Consider the following 20,721-nt stretch of genomic DNA (forward strand, 5'->3'; position numbering starts at 1 on the left):
TTCAATCTGCTGCTGAGTCAGCCGAATTCACAGTGGTTTGCCGCAGCGGCTCTATCAACCAATAAATCCCTATTTGAACGATTGATGCACCCAGCAGTACCCAGGGCAAGGTCCAATCCCCGGCATAGCGGTTCAAAATAATCAGAACAAATATCGCAACGATTCGACCCATGTTCACAAAGGTTTCCCTCATTACCACAGACTCCACACGCAGCTGTCCCTTTAATGGAAGTGTGCCCATGATTCGAAAATAATAGGAGGTAATGGTATTCCCCTGCAGCGGCGCACAGATCGAATACAGGATCATGAACAAAATCACCGTATACAGGTTTAGCTTCCATACTAACAACAGGCTCCCTGCTACACAGCCAATCGTCGAAATAATAATAAACCGCCCTGCCCAACCGTCTCTGCCGTAACGTGAAATATACATGCCTGTTGCTATACCAAGACTTGCGTACAGCATCCCCAGATAACCGACCAGATCCTCTCGCTCCACAATTTTAAACAGTAAAATGCTTGGCAAAAACATCATCATCCCCTGGAGAATACCAAGAATGCTGAAGCAAAATAGCGATTTGAACCACAGCCTGTTTTTGTTCATCAGCAGACCGACATATTTCAAATAGTAGGCCTTGTGATGCGTTGCTTTTGTTTTAATCCGCAGACTCCCGATCGCGGCCATCAGGAACATCAGGAACGCGATCGAAAATACAATTGTATATCCTTGCAAACCGCTATTTTGACGAATGATATACCCAGCCAAGGCAGGACCAATCAGACCCGCCAACGTAAACACAATCATATTCATGGCCAAATATCGGATACGGTTCTGTTCCGTTGATACTTCATACATCAAGGTTAAATAGCCTGCCCAGTAAAAGGCTCCTGCCATCCCGCCAAAAATAGCAAATAGCACATAATAATCAACAACCCGCTCCTGGGCCAGAACGACAACCAGGTAAAATAAAGCGATCAGCGCGATTCCGAAGCGGTAGGTGACCATACGGTCCTTTTTTTTGATCAGCAGGCCACCCAGCATAAAAGCAAATGGGGCAACCGCATAGTTGATGATGTTATACATACCGTTAATCCACAGACTATGTGTAAGCCTCCACAAATACAAGGTGAGAAACACTCCGGACATCGAAGCTCCGAATTGAAAGCAAAAATGAATGAACAAGGACGTAACTGCATCCTTGGACAGCCGCTTTTCCGCGGGAATATGCAATCGCCTTGAATCCACCCAATTTTTAACACCTGATCCCAGCCTTGTTATCATGCATGTCCCCCGTCAGCAGGTTTACCTGATTTCTTTATGTATAGGTCATCTGCGCTTGTTCATTTGTTATTGTACCAGCGTGCACCTGTCTATGTTAAATGAACAAATCGCCAATAAACCGCCTATAGCCACGTATATAGGGATATACAGGCATTTGTTTTCAACATGCATAGAATACGGACACTTTCTCCCTCTTTCCTCCAAGATGCTAATCCCCTTGCAAAAAAATAAACCCCAGCGCAAGCGCTGAGGCCATTCAATACTAGTTTACTTACCCAATCTGCTGAATATTACGATATTGCGTTACTTGCCCAGGCTATCCCAAGTTTTTTGGAATTCGTCGAGCATTTGATCCTTTGTTTTTTGCTTGGCTACATAAGCCTGCATGGTGGCCGCGAATTTCTTACTCGATGCTTCTCCACCTGGGAATTTGAACCAGTTCCAGCTTAATGTTTTGTTATCTTTGCTGTACTTCATAATGTCTGCAGCTAGAGGCCCAAGAACCTTCTCATCGGCAGTAATGTTCGTGAAGGCAGGGATAAACTTGAATTCATCAGTAATATACTTTTTACCGATATCCGAGGAAACCATCCAGTTAAGGAACTTCTTGGCCTCTTCCTTGTTCGGTGAATTTTTATTGATAGCCCAGTTATTCGGCACGCCTACCGGCAGCTTGTCATTGGCTGCAGCATCTTCGCTGATCGGCATTGGCATCAGTCCGACATTGATGTTCGGATTCGTTTGTGTAATTTGCAGCTGTGTCCAGTTACCTTGCTGCGTCATAGCCGCTTTACCTGTTGCGAATTCAGTGACTTGCGTTTTGTAGTCGGTTTGCAGCGGGTTTTTGTTGCCGTATTTTAATTGCAGATCAAACAGCTTCACCCAGTTATCAAAGGCAGCATTGCCGGTAATTTTGGCTGTTTTTTTGTTCAAGCCATCGATAAATGCGTTAGGGTCGGGTTGATAAGCAAACGGAAGGTTTACAAAATGGTTGCCGAGTACCCACCATTCGCCATAGCCATTCACGAAAGGCGTGATGCCTTTATCCTGCAGCTTTTGAGCCGCAGCTTCAAGCTGAGACAACGTCTTCGGTGTTTCTGTAATACCAGCCTGTTTAAACAAATCTTTATTGTAAATAAATCCATAGCCCTCAAGGTTTAACGGCTGACCGTACAGCTTGCCGTCTTTCGTCATGGGCTCCTTAGCCACAGTAACCAAATCCTTTACCCAAGGCTGATCGGACAAATCCTCCAAATGCTCAATATACTTGTCCAGATCGGAGAAACCACCGTTGTTGAAAATATCTGGCTTGTCGCCTGAGTTGAACTTGGCCAGCAATGCCGCGCCATAATCCGTGCCGCCGCCTACAGTGTCGATTTGAATCTTCACGCCTGGATTAGCTTTCTCATATTCGGCAACAAGCTTACCGAGCGGTTCAGCAATTTCCACTTTGAATTGGAACATTTTGAGCGTAATATTTTTCGCCCCGCCTGCAGCCCCTGTGTTCGTACCACCTGTCGCGCCTGGTGCTGGTTCGCTTTTCGCACACCCAGCCAATACAGATCCGAATAACAAAGCTGTTAAGCTAATTGCTGTCATTTTTTTCATTCTTTTCATCTTGATTAGCCTCCCTAGAATGTAATTTATTGTACGGGTGACAGATGACGCAGCGCCACCCAGGTATGACCCCCAAAGCAAAGTTCGTTCATTCAACACCTAATAGCTTAGCCCTTCACAGAGCCTGCCGTGATTCCCTCGATAATGTGCCTTTGCATCGCCAGGAAAAAGATTACGATCGGCAGCACACCCAGCACCAATGCAGCCAAAGCCAAATCCCATTGCTTCGTATATTGGCCGAAGAAGGAGAACGTTGCGAGCGGAATCGTTCTAAGATCCGGACTGCTTAATACGAGCATCGGCAGCAGGAAATCATTCCATATCCATAAGCTGTTCAGCAGTACAACGGTTACAGTCATCGGCTTTAACAGCGGGAACACAATTTTCCAGAATACACCATATGGTGAGCAGCCATCCACTCTTGCCGATTCTTCGACTTCAATCGGGATTGATTTAATGAACCCATGGTACAGGAACACATTCAGTGAAACGCCAAATCCGAAATAGCAGATCACCAGACCCGGAATGCTGTCCATAATACCAATCTGGCTGCCTACACGAACCAGCGGGATCATGATCGATTGAAAGGGAATAACCATTGCCGCTACAAAAGCGAGGAAAATCAGGTTATTAAACTTGCTCGGAAAGCGTACCAATCGATATGCAGCCATGGAACTGATAATGACCAGCCCGATATTACTGAAAACCGTAACCAGCAAAGAATTCAAGAACACCTGCGGAAACTTCATAATAGTCCATACCTTGGTGTAATTCATAAAATTAAGCGACGTTGGCAAATTAGCCGAGTTGATCAGGATCTCACCAAAGGATTTCATTGAATTCACAATAACAAAGTAAAAAGGAACCAGAAACAGCACAGCCAGCAGAATACCGAGAATCTCAAGGCCGAATATCCGAAGATTGTAGGTGTTTTTCGCTTCCATTACACTTCAACCTCCCTTTTCTTCGTTACCCACACCTGAATGACCGTAATTACGGCAACCACTACAAAGAAAATCAGTGATTTGGCTGTCCCCAGACCATACCTGTTATTCGAAAACGCCTCATTGTATATATTGAGCGCGACCGATTCCGTCGAGTTGAATGGGCCACCCTTCGTGAGGGATACGTTGAGATCGTACATTTTGAATGCCCAGGAGATCGCCAGGAACAGACAGACGGTAACCGATGGCATAATCAATGGGACTGTAATGGAACGCAGTACTTGCCAGCGAGTCGCACCATCGAGATAAGCAGCTTCCAATATATCCTTGGGTACATTTGCCAATCCCGCGATATAGATGATCATCAAATACCCGGCAGTCTGCCATACACTTACGATAATGAGACCCCAGAACGCTGTCGGCGCATCGCCAAGCCACGGAAGCTGGAAGAACCCGATATTCGTAATTTCTCCGATCGTTGCAAAGCCTTTTACGAAGATGAACTGCCAGATAAAGCCTAACAGCAGACCCCCGATAACATTGGGCATAAAAAACACGGTACGCAATACGTTACGGGTCTTGAGCGCCTGTGTCAGCAGTAAAGCCAGTGCAAATCCAACGACATTGGTTAAAATAACCATAACGACACTAAAACGGGTCGTAAACCAGAATGACTTGTGAAAATCTTGATCCCCCACTATAATTTGCTTAAAATTATCGAATCCTACCCATTTTATTGTGGTTGAGACCCCATTCCATTCTGTAAATGAATAGTAAATACTCATCAGGAACGGTATAACAACGATAATTATGAAAAAAAGCACTGCCGGACCAACAAAGACGAATTGAGGAAGCCAACCCGTGCCTTTTTGTTTTGCTTTCATGGCATCCTTCTCCTTTCGATGCGAGTTATATTCTCAGTATAGAAAGATTTGACACACTAGAACACTGACAATGGTGACGCAACAGGTGGAATTTATTGATACCCCTTGATACAATGGTTGTGCACTTGTTGAGTTACACCTGAGCAAATGCTTACGAAGTCGGTTTCGCTTAGCGAAACCCTAAGGAGGAAGTGTATGATCCGCAGCAGTATCCGCAATAAGCTTATTGTTTTTCTGCTAGTCGCCACTATCGTGCCCATTTCGACCTCCATTATTATCACCTACTTTTTCACCAAACAAACAGTTTCCAATGAATCCGTCCAAAGCAATTTGAATCTGATCCATCAGGCCAACAAAAACATGATGAACTATTTGAATGTCATCGAGCAAAGCTCGCTTTCCATATACTATAACAGCACCTTGTACAACATCATCGAAAATGGCGACACCGATTACCAGAGCAGAAATGAAATTACCCGCGGTGTGCTAGCAATTGCCAACTCCGTCAGGGAAATCAGGCAAGTGTATCTATATATAGCCAAGAGCGAGCGTTCCCTGCTGATTTCTGAACGAAATGCGGTTCCAAGTGAAGGCCCGCCTCCCAAATACATTCCAACTGACAATGCCGAAGTGTATATGGAACCGACCCATGTCAGTCACGATTACGGAATCGGAAGGTCGTTTTATGCGCGGCCTTCCACTGTCATTACGTTACATCGTTCCATTCGCAACGCAGTTATCCAAAAAAAGCTTGGTACATTGTCCATTGACTTTGATCTGGAAGTCATTAGCTCCATTTGTGAAGAGCTGTATACACAGGGACAGGAGGAACTGTATATTCTCGACGAAAAGGGAACCATTATTTATTCCGCTGATACAGCCTCCCTCGGGCATGTCCTGAATGAGCAATGGGTTCAACATCTGATCTCGCAGAGCGCTAACAGCGGCAGCTTTGAATTTAAAAGCAAGCAGTTTTCCGGCGTCCACATTTATGAGCGTATGACCGCACCTTATATGAACTGGACTTTGGTTAAACGCATTCCATATGAAAGTCTTTACAAGAATGCCAGAGAGCTTACGATTATCAATGCAATGATATTCAGCCTGTTTCTGATTGTTGTCATTACGGCAACCCTCTATATCTCATTCCGGTTTACGGCCCCTATCCGCAATTTGCTCGGGTATATCAGTAAAATCCAGATCGGCAATATGAATGTCGACATTCAAGTAACCAGTAATGATGAGATTGGTATTCTAGCCCGGCGCTTCCGCTTGATGATGCAGACGATCAACAACCTGATTATGAGCGAATACAAGCTTGATATTGCCAATAAAACGAATCAGCTCAAAGCCTTGCAGGCACAAATCAATCCTCACTTTCTATATAATGCACTGCAATCGATCGGAACACTCGCACTTCAGCACGGTGCGCCCAAAATTTATCAGCTGCTGTCTGCGCTAGCCAAAATGATGCGCTACAGTATGAACACGAATGAGAGCATTGTGACGATGCAGCAGGAGCTGAACCATGTAAAAGCTTATTTGCAGCTGCAACTGCAGCGCTTTGAGAATGAGCTGACAGTAAGGTATGATATAGAGGAATCGACTGAGTCCCTGCAAATCCCCAAAATGCTGCTGCAGCCGCTTGTCGAAAACTATTTTAAGCACGGTTTTGATCATCGAAATCCGCACAGCCAGCTTATCGTTTCCAGCACGTGGACAGGGGATGGCAAACATGTCAAGCTTGTCATTGAAGACAACGGAAGAGGAATGCCACAAGAGCAGTTCGATGCTTTGCTTGTGCAGCTGAAGCAGAATTTGGATCCTTTTGATAATGAACAAGCCAGCCACATCGGGCTTTATAATGTCAAGAGCAGGCTGCAGCTCTATTTTAACGGTGAAGCGGATATGCGTTTGGAACAGCCTGAGCAGGGCGGTTTTCGAATTACTTTGTTATTCCCTGTACCGAAGCAAGTTTTACCATGAAAAGAGGATGGATTATGAAAGCCATCATCGTTGATGATGAAAAACACGTACGACAAGCCATTAAGCTGCTGGTCCCTTGGGAAGAGCTTGGCATTGATCTCATATATGAAGCACATGATGGACAAGAAGCAACGGAACTCATCACTTTGCATAAACCACAAATTATTTTTACCGATATGATGATGCCCTTGATGGACGGTCTTAAGCTGCTGGAATGGCTCCAAACCCATCATCCTTCAGGAAAAACGATTGTTATCAGCGGGTTCGATGATTTTCAGCTGGTACGTCATACGGTTCAATACGGGGGTCTCGATTATATATTAAAGCCAATCGATGCCGAGCAGCTGGAGGCAGCGGTTCGTAAAGCCGCTCAATGCTGGCAGCAGGAAGAAGCAGAACGACAGCGACAGCAGCAGCGCAATATCGAGATGAACCAGATTCGACCGGTATATTGGGATAAAGTATTGTCCAACTTCATTATGGAGCCGCACGGCTTTGAAGCTGCCGCTGAAGCACTTTCCCAGGAATTCGGTCTCGATCGCGATATGAAGGAATGCAGACTGGCTATTATTAGTCTTGAAACCATCAGCGGCAGTCTGAAGCGTAAATTTCAGTCCAATCTGGACCTATTATTTTTTTCGCTTACGAATATTTGTAATGAATTTCTGCAGCAAAAGCCGCCACAGGGCATTGCCTACCGTTACTGGAACAGTGAGGATGAAATCATTGTGCTGTTATATGGAGCCCACGCAGGTGAAGAGCTGCTTAACGATATCGCGAATGGGATATGGACAGCTTTTAAAGGAAATTTGGATATTGGCATGAGTCCGGTACATCCCTTCCCAGCGGGCCTGCCATTTGCTTACAAGCAAGCGAAGACCGCTCTGCGTCATCGTAATCTGCTGCGCAAGGATAATCAACTGCACGTATATCAGGAGCAGACCGCCGTTCAGCATCCTGCCCTTGTATTTACCGATTATGCAGAGCCTATTCATTTATCTGTACGCAGTGGAAGTGCCGTTGAGATCGGTAAAGCCGTTCAAGGCTGGATACAGGCTATTGGCAAGCTGAGTACTATCAGCATAGAGGAGCTTGAGCATTGGCGCCATGAATATACCGTTCTGCGCAGCCGCTGGCTGATCGAATGGTTCGGTGATCGGCAGCCGGAATTCATGATCGATGCTTCCCGTTCCGATTTTGTCCTTCCGCTTGATGATGAAGGCAAGCTTTCCCTGTCCTTGTGGCAGGAGCAACTAACCGATAGTCTGACCCAGCTGTCCAATCAGATGCTGGAGCACCAACAGCAGGATAACAATGCCATTTTTGAGATTGCAAAGTATATCCAAAACCATTATCATCAGGATATTACGCTTATCGAGATTGCCCAGCATTTTTACTTAAGCCGTGAATATATTTCCCGTAAATTCAAGCAGCAATTTCAAATCAATGTGTCGGATTATATTACCCAACTTCGGGTGGACAAGGCGAAGCTGCTGCTGCTGAATCCTCATTTGAAAATTGCCCAGATCGCAGGCATGGTTGGTTATGACGATGAGAAATATTTCAGTAAAGTGTTTAAGAAATGGATCGGTCTTTCGCCGAATGAATATAGGAAGGTGAGCCAACTATGAATACGCCCCTTGACCCTGCGGTAACCCAGCAGCCCTTGGTGCGGACAAGCAAACCAAGCACAACAGCACAGAAACAAATTAAGAGCAAAAGTAAAGTCAGAGGAAGAACCTATCTTTTTCTATTTATGGCATGGTCGCTGCTCATCACGGGTGGACTGTATGGTGCCAAGCTGTATACCGACTACATACGCCAGCAGATCACCACACAAATCGCCCAGCAGACCGAGCAGCAGCTGCTTGTAGTCCAACAGGATTATCAGAAGCAGCTTGGCCAGCTCAAAGAAAGCGTCAGCGGTGATCTGAATAAAATGCAGACCAAAATCGATTCGTTAAATGAATTGTTGGCCTTTACCAAGGACAGTGCCAATAGTAAAACCGACAATAGTAACCAATTGTACACACAGCTTGCGGAAGTGAAGAAAAAGCTGGATGAATTGAAGAAGAACCTCGATACTCTGCAATAAGATTCACCTTTTGATCACGAAGCTTCGCAAGAAGCATATTCGGCATCGAATCTTGCATTCAGGCTCGAAGTGCGGTGCTCATTTAGGCTTTTCCTAAACTCCGCTCCTCCTTCTTCACCTTCTTGCAACCTTCTCGGTGCTGAAAAGCCGAAAGCACATAAGGAAGTGTTCCCTTTTGAACCCGATTCAGCTGATTAACCGCACCTTTATTTTGGCCGCTGCGCCCTTTATAGGCATTTTTTGCTTTCTGATGGTCAGCCACCTATCTGTTGAGCTTCCTGATTTGCAAAGCTACGTAAAAACTGAATTTTCTATTCAAAATGAGCTGTTAAAGTCCGAGCAGAAGCTGGAGCTCGCCAAGACGGCAGCGGTTCAAACCCGGACCACTATTGAACGTTTTTATCAGCTTTATGCGCAAAGCGCTGCTGATGTAGCCGCGATGGCCCAATCTGCAGATACCGTATCCAACCGCCCGGCGGCCATATTCGACAGTCGAATCAGCACCAAGCTCGGTGCCCAGCCTGCCAAGCAGACCAACAGCGCCAATCTGGATATGAAGCTGTTTTATTTGAATGAACCGAATTATAAGGCCTACGCCCTTAAGGTCGATGTTAAATCAGATAAAGCTTTGAAAATGGTGCTCGGCAAGGACAAGGTGGGCAGCAGCGAAACGACGCTGGAAGCAGCACGGCGTTACGGAGCGGTAGCCGGTATTAATGCCGGCGGCTTCGCGGATGATCGTTCAGGCAAAAGATACCCGCTCAGCACGACCATGCTAAACGGCAAATACGTGTATGGCTTTGAACCGACCTTTGAGGACCTTGCCTTCATCGGTATGAACACCGACCGCAAGCTCATTGGCGGCAGATTCTCGCGTCAGGAGGAGTTGGACAAGCTTAAGCCGTCTTTCGGAGCTACCTTCGTACCGGTCCTGCTGCAAAATGGTAAAAAACAAGCGATTCCCGCGCAATGGCAAAATTCGCCGGCAAGAGCACCGCGCACCGTCATCGGCAATTTCAAAAATGATCAATTGCTTTTCCTTGTCACAGACGGATACGACGAACGCGGCGGCTCCGGCGCCACACTGGCGGAGCTTCAGGACAAGCTGTTACAGCTGGGAGTCAAGGATGCTTACAATTTGGACGGCGGCGGATCTTCCAGCCTGATCTATGAGGGACAAGTCATTAATCGGCCCTCAGATGGAAAGCTGCGTCCTTTGCCGACACATTTCTTGTTTTTTAAATAATTGTTCACTTTTATCCGTTTTCTTTTGCCCAGTACATGGTTATACTAGACAATAGGGGGTGCAGCCGATGTCAGCAACATTTTGGATCATTAATCTGGTATTCTTAATCTTTATCGTAGCTATGTGCACGTCAAGTTATAATGATGACAAGACTAAAGGCCTTTAAGCGCCGATAATCCCGCATCTATGATAATTAATAGTTAAATGAAAAAGCATCACGTTCCCTCAGGTGGGAATACGTGATGCTTTCTTTGTTTGTAGGATAACTGACTTGTTATAATTGAGTTATAAGTTCGCGTGAAAATGAGTATCTCTATGGGCGAAGTATGCCGAAGCCTACTCCTTATCTCTCATTTCAACGATCTCGCCCATACATTCCGCACAAACCTGGCGCCCTTTAAATTCGGTCACCTGCTCCATCGAACTGCAAAATACGCAGCGTGGTCGAAATCTTTCCAGAATAATATGATCGCCGCTTACTAATATTTCAACAGGATCGCCCTCGTTCATTTGATATCGCTTGCGCAGCGATTTCGGAAGCACGATTCTACCTAATTGATCTACTTTTCTCACAACACCTGCTGGCTTCACTATAAATTCACCTCACCTTCACCAAAAATGGAACCTATAGACAAGCCCTGAACCACTCCACAAAATGTCGAATCTTGTCTTTTATTATTATTCGCTATGCTTGATCAAAATCCTGCTAAAAACTTTGGATTTGTTAGTCCAGTCCCTCAAATCCCGTTTGTCTTAGCGCTTCAAATAAAACAATCGCAGCCGAATTCGACAAATTAAGCGAACGCACATCCTTGGTCATTGGCAGCTTGATCAAGTGCTCGGGGTGCTCAGCCAATATCTCGGGTGGCAGTCCTTTGGTTTCCTTGCCGAAGACAAAAAAATCGCCATCCTGAAATGTAAACTCAGTGTAAAGCTGCTGCGCTTTAGTAGTTGCAAAAAAGAAACGCCCGCTCTTGTATTTATCCTTAACTTCCTGAAATGAATCATGATATTCAATATGAACGGCATGCCAATAATCCAGACCAGCGCGTTTTAAGGTTTTGTCATCCGTATTAAAGCCTAATGGGCGCACCAAATGCAGCCAGGCTCCAGTAGCCGCGCAGGTTCTCGATATGTTGCCTGTATTTGCAGGAATTTCCGGTTCAACCAAAACAATATGAAATGCCATAGTAAGCAGCCACCTCGTTTATATAAGCCATCACCTTATCGGATTCGGGCAGATTTTACATACATTTTACTTATTCTTAATATGAGGATGATAGTCCCCTGCGATAATAGGGTTATCATGTGTTTATACAAAGGAGATTCGATGGATGAAGAAGAAAATTCTTGTCGTTGACGACGAACCTTCCATTTCAATGTTGATAGAGTTCAATCTTAAGCTTGTTGGATATGAAGTACACTGTGTATATGATGGCGAAGCCGTATTTACGGCAATCCAGCATTTTCGCCCCGATCTGATTGTACTTGATCTTATGCTTCCCAAAATGGATGGCATTCAGGTATGCCGTAAGCTGCGCAGTCAAAACAATCTCGTGCCAATTATCATGCTGACCGCCATGCAGGATTTGTCTGATAAAATCGCCGGTCTGGATAACGGTGCCGACGATTATATGACGAAGCCTTTTTCACCGCAGGAGCTGATTTCACGGATACAAGCGATTATTCGTCGCATACAAACCTTGCCATCTACCAATGACAACGCTCCGATTACGATTGGACAGATCTCGATTCAACCCGATCAACGCGAGGTGCATATCAAAGGCGAGCTCATTGAACTGACTCCCAAGGAATTTGATCTGCTGTTGTTCCTTTGCAAGCATCGCGGCAAGGTTCTCAGCCGGCAACAACTGCTGCACGGCGTTTGGGACTATCATTTCCTTGGTGATACCCGGATCGTCGATGTCCATATCAGTCATTTGCGTGATAAGATCGAAAGCAATGCCCGTAACCCTGAATATATTGTTACCATCCGTAACGTTGGCTATAAGCTGACAGAACCGGCTATGAAAGAATCCTTCGCCTGAGCTCCAACTATCAAGCCGAGTGCTGCAAATCTTTGCCGCATACGGCTTTTTTTCATATAAAAACAGCCCTGCCATAGACAACAGGGCTGCCCTTGTAAATGTTAACCGTTATTTTTTTGGAAATCGATCATAAAGTCAGCCAGCGCTTTACAAGCTTCGTAAGGAACGGCATTATAAGCAGAAGCACGGATGCCTCCAACGCTGCGGTGTCCTGCAAGACCAACAAAATTGTGCTGCTGGGATTCTTTGACGAATTTCTTTTCCAATTCTTCACTTGGCAGCCGGAACGTCACATTCATAATCGAACGGCTATCCGGATCGATATTGCCGGTGTAATAACCACCGCTGGCATCGATCACATCATAAATCAGATTGCTTTTGGCAACATTTTGCTTCTCCAGCTGCACAACTCCACCCTGTGCTTTCACCCATTTCAGAACCAGATTCACCATATAAATAGAATGAACCGGAGGGGTGTTATACAAGGAGCCATTGCTCGCGTGTGTTGTATAGCGCAAGATTGAAGGAATATGCTTAGGCTCTTCCTGCAGCAGCTCATCGCGAATGACGGCAACGGTAACTCCGGACGGCCCGAGATTCTTCTGTGCACCAGCATAAATCATTGCAAATTTCTTGCTATCAATAGGACGGCTCAATATCCCGCTTGTCATATCACCGATCAAAGGAATATCGCCAGTCTCAGGGATGTACGAGAATTGCGAGCCTTCTATCGTATTATTCGTCGTCATATGTAAATAGGCGGAATTCGGATCGAGCTGAATATCGGAGGCCTTCGGCAAGCTTCTCCATTTGCCTGCTTTGTTGGAAGCCGCTATTGCCGCTTCACCGACAACCTGAGCTTCTTGATATGCTTTTTCGGAAAAGCTGCCTGTGATGATGTAGCTGCCCACCTTGCCTGGCTTCAGGAAGTTCAGCGGAATCGTTGCGAATTGCGTACTCGCGCCGCCACCGAGGAATAAAGCCTGATAACCCGATTCCAAGCCCAGCAACTCCAACAAAAGCTGCTGCGTTTCGGCGTTAATCGCCTCATACTCCTTACTGCGATGGGAAATCTCCATCAATGACATGCCAATACCGTTGTACTCTACAAATTCCTCCTGCGCTTGCTGCAATACTTCTAACGGGAGCGCCGCTGGACCCGCATTAAAATTATAAGCTCGATTCGTCATAGTTTCACACCTTCAACTTGTATTTGGGATCAGTATCTTTTAATGATATCGCTATGATAGCAAAGTTTATCCCTATACAGCAAGTACCTGAGCATAATCTTCACAGCATCGATACATATGATTGCCACTTGAATTCAGACCTTTGTTCGTTTACATAAAAAGCCCGTCCATTGAGAAGACAGGCTTGTCGTATCCGACAGCAATTGCTATCTTATATGAAATTGATCTTCTCGTACGTTTTCCCTAATACCGACCTGGCATCGCCTTGCAGCCAGCTGTCTACAACCGTGTAATAGACGGAACGGAAATCAACCTCATACTTCAGGTCACCGCCTTTATCGAGATTGGTCAGACTCGGTTGTATCCCGTACAGCCCCCCCTTTACTTTACCCCCGATAATGAACATTGGAGCCGCCGTTCCATGATCCGTACCTCCGCTGCTGTTTTCCTTGACCCTGCGCCCGAATTCAGAGAAAGCCATCGTGATAACACGATCCTGCAAGCCTTGTGCCTCCAAATCCTTATAAAATGCACCCAATCCCTCATCCAGCTGCTTAAGCACCCGGGCTTGCTGTTCTTTCTCATTCGCGTGGTCGTCAAAACCGCCGATTTCCAAATAAAATACGCGGGTACCCGATTTTCCAGCCAACATTTTAGCAGCTAGCTGTAAATCCTTCGAAATATTTGTTTTGGGGTATTCGACTTTATTTTGATATGTGTTCGATAAATTGTGCAGCGCCTCCACACTTTGAAACGCATCCTTCCCCTGCTCACAGGTAACCTTCACCTGAGTCCCTTGACGAAACGGGTCATACATATCAAGAAAAGCCGCTGCCAAGCGATTTTGGTCCGGCTTTGGTGTTTTGGGATCAAATATATTAAAGCTCTCAATAGATTGAATAACAGGCACATTGACCGTATCCGAAATAAAGGCTTTGTTGGCGTTATTGCCGATTTTCAGCACCTTCAGAGGGTTGACTGATTGGGAAAGGGAGGACTCGACATATCGCGCCAGCCAGCCGGAACGGATCATTTTCTCCGGTTCAGCCGTTTGCCATATTTCCATGGAACGAAAATGGGAGTGATCCGGGTTCGGATAACCTACGCCCTGGACGACTGCCACCCTGCCGCTTTTATACAGCTCATTGAGCTGAATGAGACTCGGATGGAAGCCGACTTCATTGTTGATCGCCAGCACTTCATTCTGAGTAATTTTCAGAGTTGGACGAGCGTCAAAATATCCACCCATTCCATAAGGAATCAATGTATTAATCCCGTCATTACCTCCGGACAACTGGATGACGACAAGAACAGGAGACTCTACGTTCGCATCATCAATAGAAGTGCTTGGCAGAGCAGAGCCATCTTCAGCAAAAATCATCGGTCCCCGTAAACCCAACGAAGCCAGAAGCGCAGTCCCTTTGATCAAAAAATCTCTTCTCGTTAGCTTCAAGCGAATCCACTCCTCTTATTTCATTTGGGCTTCAGGACTGATCATAATAAGCTGCAGCAGTCCCTTCATTCCGTTGTTCTTTTGCTTGGCATATACAAAGGTATCGTTCGCATATTTGGCCAGCGTGTTCGCGGACAGCTCTCCCATATTCCACACACCCGCATTTTGCGCATACTGGCGCACATAATCCTCCGGCTTGGACAACGGGTCCAACGCATATTCCTTACTCGTCAGCAAATTGTTTTTCAAACGCTTGGCTATCGATTCAGCAAATTGGAAGCGAGAGAGCAAATTGGTCGTCATCAGCCAGGTCGTCCCCCCTCTCCACCCCGCTACATCAGGAGGAAGAAACAGCTCCATCCCCATCTTGCGCGCCGATTGTGTAAAGCCCTTCGATAATGGGATATTAAAAGCCTTCAAAATTCCGGCAACATATTCGATCGGCGTCTTGATCAGGGCACCCTGTATTTCCGGATTATAAAAGGCGTCTGACATAAACAGCTTCGTCAGTACCTCTCCGATGGTCTGGTCCTTGGACACATCACCCGCAACCAGATCCACCCATTCCTGTGATGGCTCGTCCACTGCAAACCATTTCAACAGCTTTTTGGCTATGAACTGCGGCAATGCCTCCTGCTTGAAAAAAACATCGACTACAGTGGTCTCGTTAAAAGCACCGGTTTCTCCAAGAACCGTTTTGTTGGCGGCATCATATTGACCCTTGTTAAATTTAACTTGACCTTCCTTACGATCATAGGACCAGCCAGTCAGCGAGCGTGCGGTTTCTTTAATATCCTGCTCCGTGTAATTGCCAATGCCAAGCGTAAACAGCTCCATCACTTCACGCGCATAGTTTTCATTCGGCTTCCCCTTGCGGTTGCTATTCACATCGAGATAGATCATCATCGCCGGATCTTTACCGATCTGAAGCACAAGCTCATGAAAATTACCCAATGCATAATTACGGAACAGCTCGTTTTGCCTTAGCATAAGCGGAATATCGTTAACCTTGGAAAAGGAGGTAGAAAAATGCCCGTGCCAGAAAAGCGTCATCTTTTCGATGAGTGGTGCCTCTGTATTTAAAATTCGGTACAGCCAATAGGTTTGCTGATCACCAATGGAGTCCGCCTTCATTTCCTTGCCGTCAGCCGTCAACTCGGTGATCGATTGCAGTGAAGCCGTCTTGCCTGTCAACGATTCCCCGGCTACAAGCCGTCTTACGGATTCTGCCTGCCCCAGAGACAAGCAAGCTTCAATATCTGTTTTACTCGTATAAAATCCAGTGCGGTTTAATAGATGGACCACTTCATGCTCTGTCCAGGCTGCTCCCATACTCTGTACCACCATCCCGCTGATGTTTGTTAGTCTTCATTATACTGGTGATTTATTACAAAAAAGTGACGAGTCCGGCTCTTGTTGTATAATATCGGTAAAGATTTCCTTCGGTTTTAGCAAAATCGCTGAAATAGGGCTAATAGCATATGTTTCAGGGTTATTTAGGAAGAAAAGCTAACACAAAAACCCCCGGAGAAGCTCCGAGGGTTTCAACATCATATAATTGCGAAATCTTACAGATCAAAGTATAAGGAATATTCATGCGGATGAATGCGAATAGATACTGCTTTTGCTTCTTCACGTTTCAAACCGATGTAGTTGTCGATAAAGTCTTTTGTGAATACGCCGCCTTCTACAAGGAACTCATAGTCAGCTTCAAGAGCATTCAAAGCTTCATCCAACGTACCTGGTACGCTGCGAATTTCGCCTTTTTCAGCGTCAGTCAGATCGTAGATGTTTTTGTCCAGTGGACCATAGCCCAGAGCACGAGGATCGATTTTCTTCTTGATTCCATCCAGACCAGCCATCAGCATTGCGGAGAATGCCAGGTACGGGTTAGCCGTGGAGTCAGGTGTACGGAATTCGATACGACAGCCCTTAGGTGTAACAGCAGCAATCGGAATACGAACTGCAGCCGAACGGTTACCTTTGGAGAATACCAGGTTAACCGGTGCTTCGTAGCCAGGAACCAGACGTTTGAACGAGTTGGTTGAAGGATTCGTCAAAGCGATCAAAGCTGGTGCATGGTACAGGATACCACCGATATAGTTCAAAGCCATTTCACTTAAGTTACCATAGCCGCCTTTTTCGTAGAAAAGGGGATTGCCACCATCAAAAATCGATTGGTGAACGTGCATACCGCTACCGTTATCACCAAACAATGGTTTTGGCATGAAAGTTGCTACTTTGCCATATTGTCTAGCTGTATTTTGCACGATATATTTATATTTCATCAAGTTATCAGCTGTTTTAGTTAAAGTGTCAAAACGGAAGTTGATTTCGCCTTGTCCGGCAGTTGCAACTTCATGATGATGACGCTCAATACGAAGTCCCGCTTCCATTAACAAACGGCACATTTCGCTACGAATATCTTGTTGGGAATCCGTAGGACCTACAGGAACATAGCCGCCTTTGTGACCCACTTTAAAGCCAAGATTGCCGCCTTCGTCTTTACGGTTGGAGTTCCAGTGTGCTTCTTCGGAATCTACAAAGTAAGAAGATTCATTTTGTCCGCTTTTGAAACGAACTTCATCAAAAATGAAAAATTCGGATTCAGGAGCGAAGTAAGCTGTTGTACCAACGCCTGCAGTTTTCAGGTATTCCTCTGCTCTTACAGCAATTCCACGAGGATCGCGATCATAAGATGTGCCATCAGGATTAACGATGTTACAGATTACAATCAAGGTAGGATGTGCGGTAAAAGGGTCCACGTACACGGAATCTGTTTCAGGAAGCATAACCATGTCGGACTCTTCAATACCTTTAAAGCCCGGGATGGAAGAACCGTCGAATGCTACCCCATTTACAAACGTTTCCTCTTCTACTTCAGAAGCTGGTAAGGAAATGTGATGCGCTCTACCGGAAAGATCCACAAAACGAAAATCCACCCACTCGATGCCTTTTTCTGCAATGATGTTCAATACATTTTGAGCTGACATAGACTATTGACCTCCTAAAATCCGAACATTTCACATCATTTGTTCGAACATTGTTCAAGTTTTTTATTAATTCATTTTCATATTATAAAACTTTCCCTCGCTAATCGTCAATACTTATGTCAGGTATTTTTGTTTAGGTGTAAGGTATGCTTACACCCGACCTATCTTCTGTTCACATTTTCGACAAAAACAAACTTGGTCTCCCAAGAATCGGGAGACCAAGTCGAATGTTGTCGCAGAGGACTATGAACTTAAGCTTGAAAAGGTTCTTTAACGGTATCGAAGCGTCTTCCGCATAAAGGTGCCAGCTTCTCCAAATCAACCATCAGCTTGGCAAACTGCTCAGGGAAGAGGGACTGTACCCCGTCACCCGTCATCGAGTTGTCCGGATCGGTATGCATTTCAACGATTAATCCATTAGCCCCGGCAGCTACAGATGCTTTGCACATGGGCTCCACCAGCTCACGGCGTCCTGTTCCATGGCTCGGGTCGGAAATAACCGGTAGATGACTAAGCGTTTGAAGAGCAGGAATCGCAGCCAGGTCAAGCGTATTCCGTGTGTAGGTTTCAAAGGTCCGAATGCCCCGCTCACACAGCATGACGTTCGGATTGCCGCCAGCCAGTATGTATTCAGCTGCATTCAGGAACTCATCATAGGTAGAGCTGAATCCGCGCTTGAGCAGTACAGGGGTCTTGATCGTTCCCAGCTTGCGCAGCAAATCAAAATTTTGCATATTCCGTGTACCTACCTGTAAAATATCGGCATGCTCAGCACACACATCTACATATTCGGGAGTCATAACTTCCGTAATCGTCAACAGTCCGTGTTTTCTGCCGGCTTCAGCCATCATCACCAGACCTTCAACACCTACGCCCTGGAAGCTGTACGGACCGGTTCTTGGTTTAAACGCTCCGCCACGCAGCACTTGTGCTCCTGCGGCTTTGACCAAACGGGCAATTTCATCAATTTGCTCTGCATTTTCTACCGCACAGGGGCCGCCCATAATAACGAGCTGCTCGCCGCCAATTTCCACGTCCTTGATCTTGATAACAGTATCTGCCGGATGAAAATCGCGGCTGGCCAGCTTGTAGGACTTCGAGATTTTTACTACCTGCTCAACACCTGACATTTGTTGAATTTGTTCGCTCAGCTTGGGATGAGCTTTGCCAATAATTCCAATTACTGTGCGATCCACACCTTTGGACACATGAGCCTGAACATCATTTTTCTCAATTAGTGCGACAATTTCATGAATACGCTCTTCCGAGGTTTTGTTGGATATAATTACGATCATGACTAATCACTCCTATTATATATTATGAACCTTAATAATTTAATTAATGAAGTCCAAGCACTAACACGCTTCAACGCTTATACGCTTCAAAGCTTTTAATCACTAAAGCAATTGTACAACGAGAGGGGCTTCTCGTCAATAGAAACATCTATCGAAATAAAGAAGCCCTTGGAATCTGCTTAGTGACTATTATTGAGAAGGCTTGCTCTCTTCTCTTCACGTCTTTGCTTGCGCTTGGCCGTATAGAGCATCAGCAGCCATTTGATCGGGAAATAGAACAGAATACCGAGTATAATTCCATCGACAACCCCGCCAACGAGCAGCTTCAAATTTGACTTCACAAAGAAATCCATCCAATCCGGTAAAAAAGCCCATAGCTGCTTTCGAGTCCCGTGTGGCAATAACCAGTTACCTACCTTTAAATGGAAGTAGGTCATAGGCAGATAGATGATTTTGCCAAAAACAAACCCGATTAGAGCAGCCGCCATACTCGCACGGAATATATAGATCAAAGGAAAAATCAGAAAGAAAGCCAGACCTGCAGTGGGAAGTGTAAACATTTCAACCGCCAACCCAATTGAATACCCCATGGCAACAAGGCCAGGGCCTCCTTCAGCACGTGTCAGCATCAAGTATTTGTACTTAAACCATCGCTTCACATTCCGCAATTGAAAAGGCTTCTTGGTAGTAGCTAATTTTCGCTGCATATGCCTTCATCCCTTACGTACTCGATTTGGCAACCACTCGTTCTTTGGTGTACGGAATCAATTTGCTCATATTCACAGTACGCTTGATCTCCCACGTAGCCGCATCCTGTGGATCGTAATTTTCCAGAAAGGTCAATACTTCCTTGGTGATCGGTGTCGGTGTGGAGGCTCCTGAGGTCAAACCAACACGACGAACCGATTTCAGCCATTCCGTCTGAATCTCGGAAACGTCAGAGATCCGATAAGCTTTGACACCTGCAATCTCTTCCGATACCTGTGCCAGTCGATTCGAATTGTTGCTGCGAGGATCTCCCACTACAATTACCAGATCGGCATCCATCGCTTGCTCAGATACCGCCTCTTGACGCACCTGGGTAGCCAGACAAATCTCATTATGAATTTCGGCGGTCGGGAATTTTTCCAGTAATCGATTCATAATGTGTTTGATATCCCATTGGCTCATCGTCGTTTGGTTTGTAATCGTGATCCGATCCGTAGGCAGCTCCAGATGTTCGATTTCCTCGATCCGTTCAATCAGATGCACATAATCAGGAGCAACGCCCAAAGCCCCTTCAGGCTCAGGATGATCCTTCTTGCCAATATAAATTATATGATAGCCTTCAGCAGTTTTTTCTTTAATTAAATCATGGGTCTTGGTTACGTCTGGGCAAGTCGCGTCGACTACTGTCAATCCTTTGTCACGGGCCCGTTTACGAACCTCTGGCGAAACACCATGAGCCGTAAAAATAACTGTACCCTTTTCAATGGTTTCCAGAATCTCCAGCCTGTTCGGCCCATCAAGTGTAATGACACCTTCATTATCAAAAAATTCGGTGACATGTGCATTATGCACAATCATCCCTAATATATACACCGGTCTTGGTAAATTCAAATTTTTGGCTGTCTGCATAGCAAGCCCCATTGCGTCTACAACTCCATAGCAATATCCGCGGGGCGTAATTTTAATAACGTCCATATTGG

The 20,721-nt window shown here is 45.6% G+C and carries 18 protein-coding genes; 5 read left to right on the plus strand and 13 right to left on the minus strand.

Annotated features, from left to right (window positions below; translation table 11 throughout):
- Position 1 precedes the first annotated feature (1 nt).
- From NST47_RS30855 to NST47_RS30870, 4 genes are all read right to left on the minus strand, one after another.
- Positions 2–1,282, minus strand: a complete 1,281-nt coding sequence (locus NST47_RS30855; RefSeq protein WP_341158558.1) for an MFS transporter — start codon at positions 1,280–1,282, stop codon at positions 2–4.
- Positions 1,283–1,585: 303 nt separating this feature from the next.
- The gene (locus NST47_RS30860; protein WP_445667491.1) at positions 1,586–2,890 is read right to left on the minus strand and encodes an ABC transporter substrate-binding protein; all 1,305 of its coding nucleotides are present in this window, start codon (positions 2,888–2,890) and stop codon (positions 1,586–1,588) included.
- A gap of 116 nt (positions 2,891–3,006) precedes the next feature.
- Positions 3,007–3,843 carry a carbohydrate ABC transporter permease gene (locus NST47_RS30865; protein WP_341158560.1) on the minus strand — a complete coding sequence of 279 codons (837 nt, stop codon included), beginning with the start codon at positions 3,841–3,843 and terminating at the stop codon, positions 3,007–3,009.
- Positions 3,843–4,727, minus strand: coding sequence for a carbohydrate ABC transporter permease (locus tag NST47_RS30870; RefSeq protein ID WP_341158561.1), 885 nt, complete (start codon positions 4,725–4,727; stop codon positions 3,843–3,845). Before NST47_RS30870 ends, NST47_RS30865 begins: the two co-directional genes overlap by 1 nt.
- Before the next feature lie 195 nt (positions 4,728–4,922).
- Between NST47_RS30870 and NST47_RS30875 the strand changes: the two genes are divergently transcribed.
- From NST47_RS30875 to NST47_RS30890, 4 genes are all read left to right on the plus strand, one after another.
- A complete protein-coding gene (locus NST47_RS30875) occupies positions 4,923–6,713 on the plus strand; it encodes a cache domain-containing sensor histidine kinase (protein WP_341158562.1) in 1,791 nt (596 codons plus the stop codon).
- A 14-nt stretch (positions 6,714–6,727) separates the two neighbouring features.
- Positions 6,728–8,344: a response regulator gene (locus NST47_RS30880; protein ID WP_341158563.1), complete on the plus strand. Its 1,617-nt coding sequence runs from the start codon at positions 6,728–6,730 to the stop codon at positions 8,342–8,344.
- Positions 8,341–8,808, plus strand: a complete 468-nt coding sequence (locus NST47_RS30885; RefSeq protein WP_341158564.1) for a hypothetical protein — start codon at positions 8,341–8,343, stop codon at positions 8,806–8,808. Before NST47_RS30880 ends, NST47_RS30885 begins: the two co-directional genes overlap by 4 nt.
- Positions 8,809–8,983: 175 nt before the next feature.
- Entirely contained in the window at positions 8,984–10,054 is a 1,071-nt protein-coding gene (locus NST47_RS30890; protein ID WP_341158565.1) for a phosphodiester glycosidase family protein, read from the plus strand.
- Positions 10,055–10,390: 336 nt separating this feature from the next.
- Here the strand turns inward: NST47_RS30890 and NST47_RS30895 are convergent, their stop codons facing one another.
- Together NST47_RS30895 and trmL are read right to left on the minus strand one after the other, a co-directional pair.
- Positions 10,391–10,645, minus strand: a complete 255-nt coding sequence (locus NST47_RS30895; protein WP_091167444.1) for an AbrB/MazE/SpoVT family DNA-binding domain-containing protein — start codon at positions 10,643–10,645, stop codon at positions 10,391–10,393.
- Positions 10,646–10,778: 133 nt separating this feature from the next.
- A complete protein-coding gene (gene trmL / locus NST47_RS30900; protein ID WP_076234572.1) occupies positions 10,779–11,243 on the minus strand; it encodes a tRNA (uridine(34)/cytosine(34)/5-carboxymethylaminomethyluridine(34)-2'-O)-methyltransferase TrmL in 465 nt (154 codons plus the stop codon).
- Positions 11,244–11,388: 145 nt separating this feature from the next.
- Here trmL and NST47_RS30905 point away from each other — a divergent pair, with 145 nt between their 5' ends.
- Positions 11,389–12,102, plus strand: coding sequence for a response regulator transcription factor (locus NST47_RS30905; protein WP_341158566.1), 714 nt, complete (start codon positions 11,389–11,391; stop codon positions 12,100–12,102).
- Positions 12,103–12,203: 101 nt separating this feature from the next.
- On the opposite strand, the gene serC is transcribed toward NST47_RS30905, so the two are convergent.
- From serC to NST47_RS30940, 7 genes are all read right to left on the minus strand, one after another.
- On the minus strand, positions 12,204–13,292 hold the full coding sequence (serC, locus tag NST47_RS30910) for a 3-phosphoserine/phosphohydroxythreonine transaminase (RefSeq protein ID WP_341158567.1): 1,089 nt from the start codon (positions 13,290–13,292) through the stop codon (positions 12,204–12,206).
- A 211-nt stretch (positions 13,293–13,503) separates the two neighbouring features.
- Positions 13,504–14,745 (minus strand): DUF1501 domain-containing protein, encoded by a 1,242-nt coding sequence (locus tag NST47_RS30915; protein WP_341158568.1) that lies wholly within the window; start codon positions 14,743–14,745, stop codon positions 13,504–13,506.
- A gap of 15 nt (positions 14,746–14,760) precedes the next feature.
- A complete protein-coding gene (locus NST47_RS30920) occupies positions 14,761–16,077 on the minus strand; it encodes a DUF1800 domain-containing protein (RefSeq protein WP_341158569.1) in 1,317 nt (438 codons plus the stop codon).
- Between the two features lie 236 nt (positions 16,078–16,313).
- A complete protein-coding gene (gene glnA, locus NST47_RS30925) occupies positions 16,314–17,738 on the minus strand; it encodes a type I glutamate--ammonia ligase (protein WP_076234587.1) in 1,425 nt (474 codons plus the stop codon).
- A gap of 251 nt (positions 17,739–17,989) precedes the next feature.
- Complete coding sequence (gene aroF / locus NST47_RS30930; protein ID WP_341158570.1) at positions 17,990–19,033, minus strand: 3-deoxy-7-phosphoheptulonate synthase; 1,044 nt, start codon at positions 19,031–19,033, stop codon at positions 17,990–17,992.
- 179 nt (positions 19,034–19,212) lie between these two features.
- Complete coding sequence (locus tag NST47_RS30935; protein ID WP_341158571.1) at positions 19,213–19,740, minus strand: DUF2062 domain-containing protein; 528 nt, start codon at positions 19,738–19,740, stop codon at positions 19,213–19,215.
- Between the two features lie 13 nt (positions 19,741–19,753).
- A complete protein-coding gene (locus NST47_RS30940; protein ID WP_262687182.1) occupies positions 19,754–20,716 on the minus strand; it encodes a 4-hydroxy-3-methylbut-2-enyl diphosphate reductase in 963 nt (320 codons plus the stop codon).
- Positions 20,717–20,721: the final 5 nt, after the last annotated feature.

Source organism: Paenibacillus sp. FSL H8-0034 (genome assembly GCF_038000305.1).
Classification (GTDB): domain Bacteria; phylum Bacillota; class Bacilli; order Paenibacillales; family NBRC-103111; genus Paenibacillus_S.

Bases quoted from the DNA above. Each gene is read 5' to 3' on its own strand.
- NST47_RS30855 (WP_341158558.1), bottom strand. From the start codon at position 1,282: ATGATAACAAGGCTGGGATCAGGTGTTAAAAATTGGGTGGATTCAAGG.
- NST47_RS30860 (WP_445667491.1), bottom strand. From the start codon at position 2,890: ATGAAAAAAATGACAGCAATTAGCTTAACAGCTTTGTTATTCGGATCT.
- NST47_RS30865 (WP_341158560.1), bottom strand. From the start codon at position 3,843: ATGGAAGCGAAAAACACCTACAATCTTCGGATATTCGGCCTTGAGATT.
- NST47_RS30870 (WP_341158561.1), bottom strand. From the start codon at position 4,727: ATGAAAGCAAAACAAAAAGGCACGGGTTGGCTTCCTCAATTCGTCTTT.
- NST47_RS30875 (WP_341158562.1), top strand. From the start codon at position 4,923: ATGATCCGCAGCAGTATCCGCAATAAGCTTATTGTTTTTCTGCTAGTC.
- NST47_RS30880 (WP_341158563.1), top strand. From the start codon at position 6,728: ATGAAAGCCATCATCGTTGATGATGAAAAACACGTACGACAAGCCATT.
- NST47_RS30885 (WP_341158564.1), top strand. From the start codon at position 8,341: ATGAATACGCCCCTTGACCCTGCGGTAACCCAGCAGCCCTTGGTGCGG.
- trmL (WP_076234572.1), bottom strand. From the start codon at position 11,243: ATGGCATTTCATATTGTTTTGGTTGAACCGGAAATTCCTGCAAATACA.
- NST47_RS30905 (WP_341158566.1), top strand. From the start codon at position 11,389: ATGAAGAAGAAAATTCTTGTCGTTGACGACGAACCTTCCATTTCAATG.
- serC (WP_341158567.1), bottom strand. From the start codon at position 13,292: ATGACGAATCGAGCTTATAATTTTAATGCGGGTCCAGCGGCGCTCCCG.
- NST47_RS30920 (WP_341158569.1), bottom strand. From the start codon at position 16,077: ATGGGAGCAGCCTGGACAGAGCATGAAGTGGTCCATCTATTAAACCGC.
- glnA (WP_076234587.1), bottom strand. From the start codon at position 17,738: ATGTCAGCTCAAAATGTATTGAACATCATTGCAGAAAAAGGCATCGAG.
- aroF (WP_341158570.1), bottom strand. From the start codon at position 19,033: ATGATCGTAATTATATCCAACAAAACCTCGGAAGAGCGTATTCATGAA.
- NST47_RS30935 (WP_341158571.1), bottom strand. From the start codon at position 19,740: ATGCAGCGAAAATTAGCTACTACCAAGAAGCCTTTTCAATTGCGGAAT.
- NST47_RS30940 (WP_262687182.1), bottom strand. From the start codon at position 20,716: ATGGACGTTATTAAAATTACGCCCCGCGGATATTGCTATGGAGTTGTA.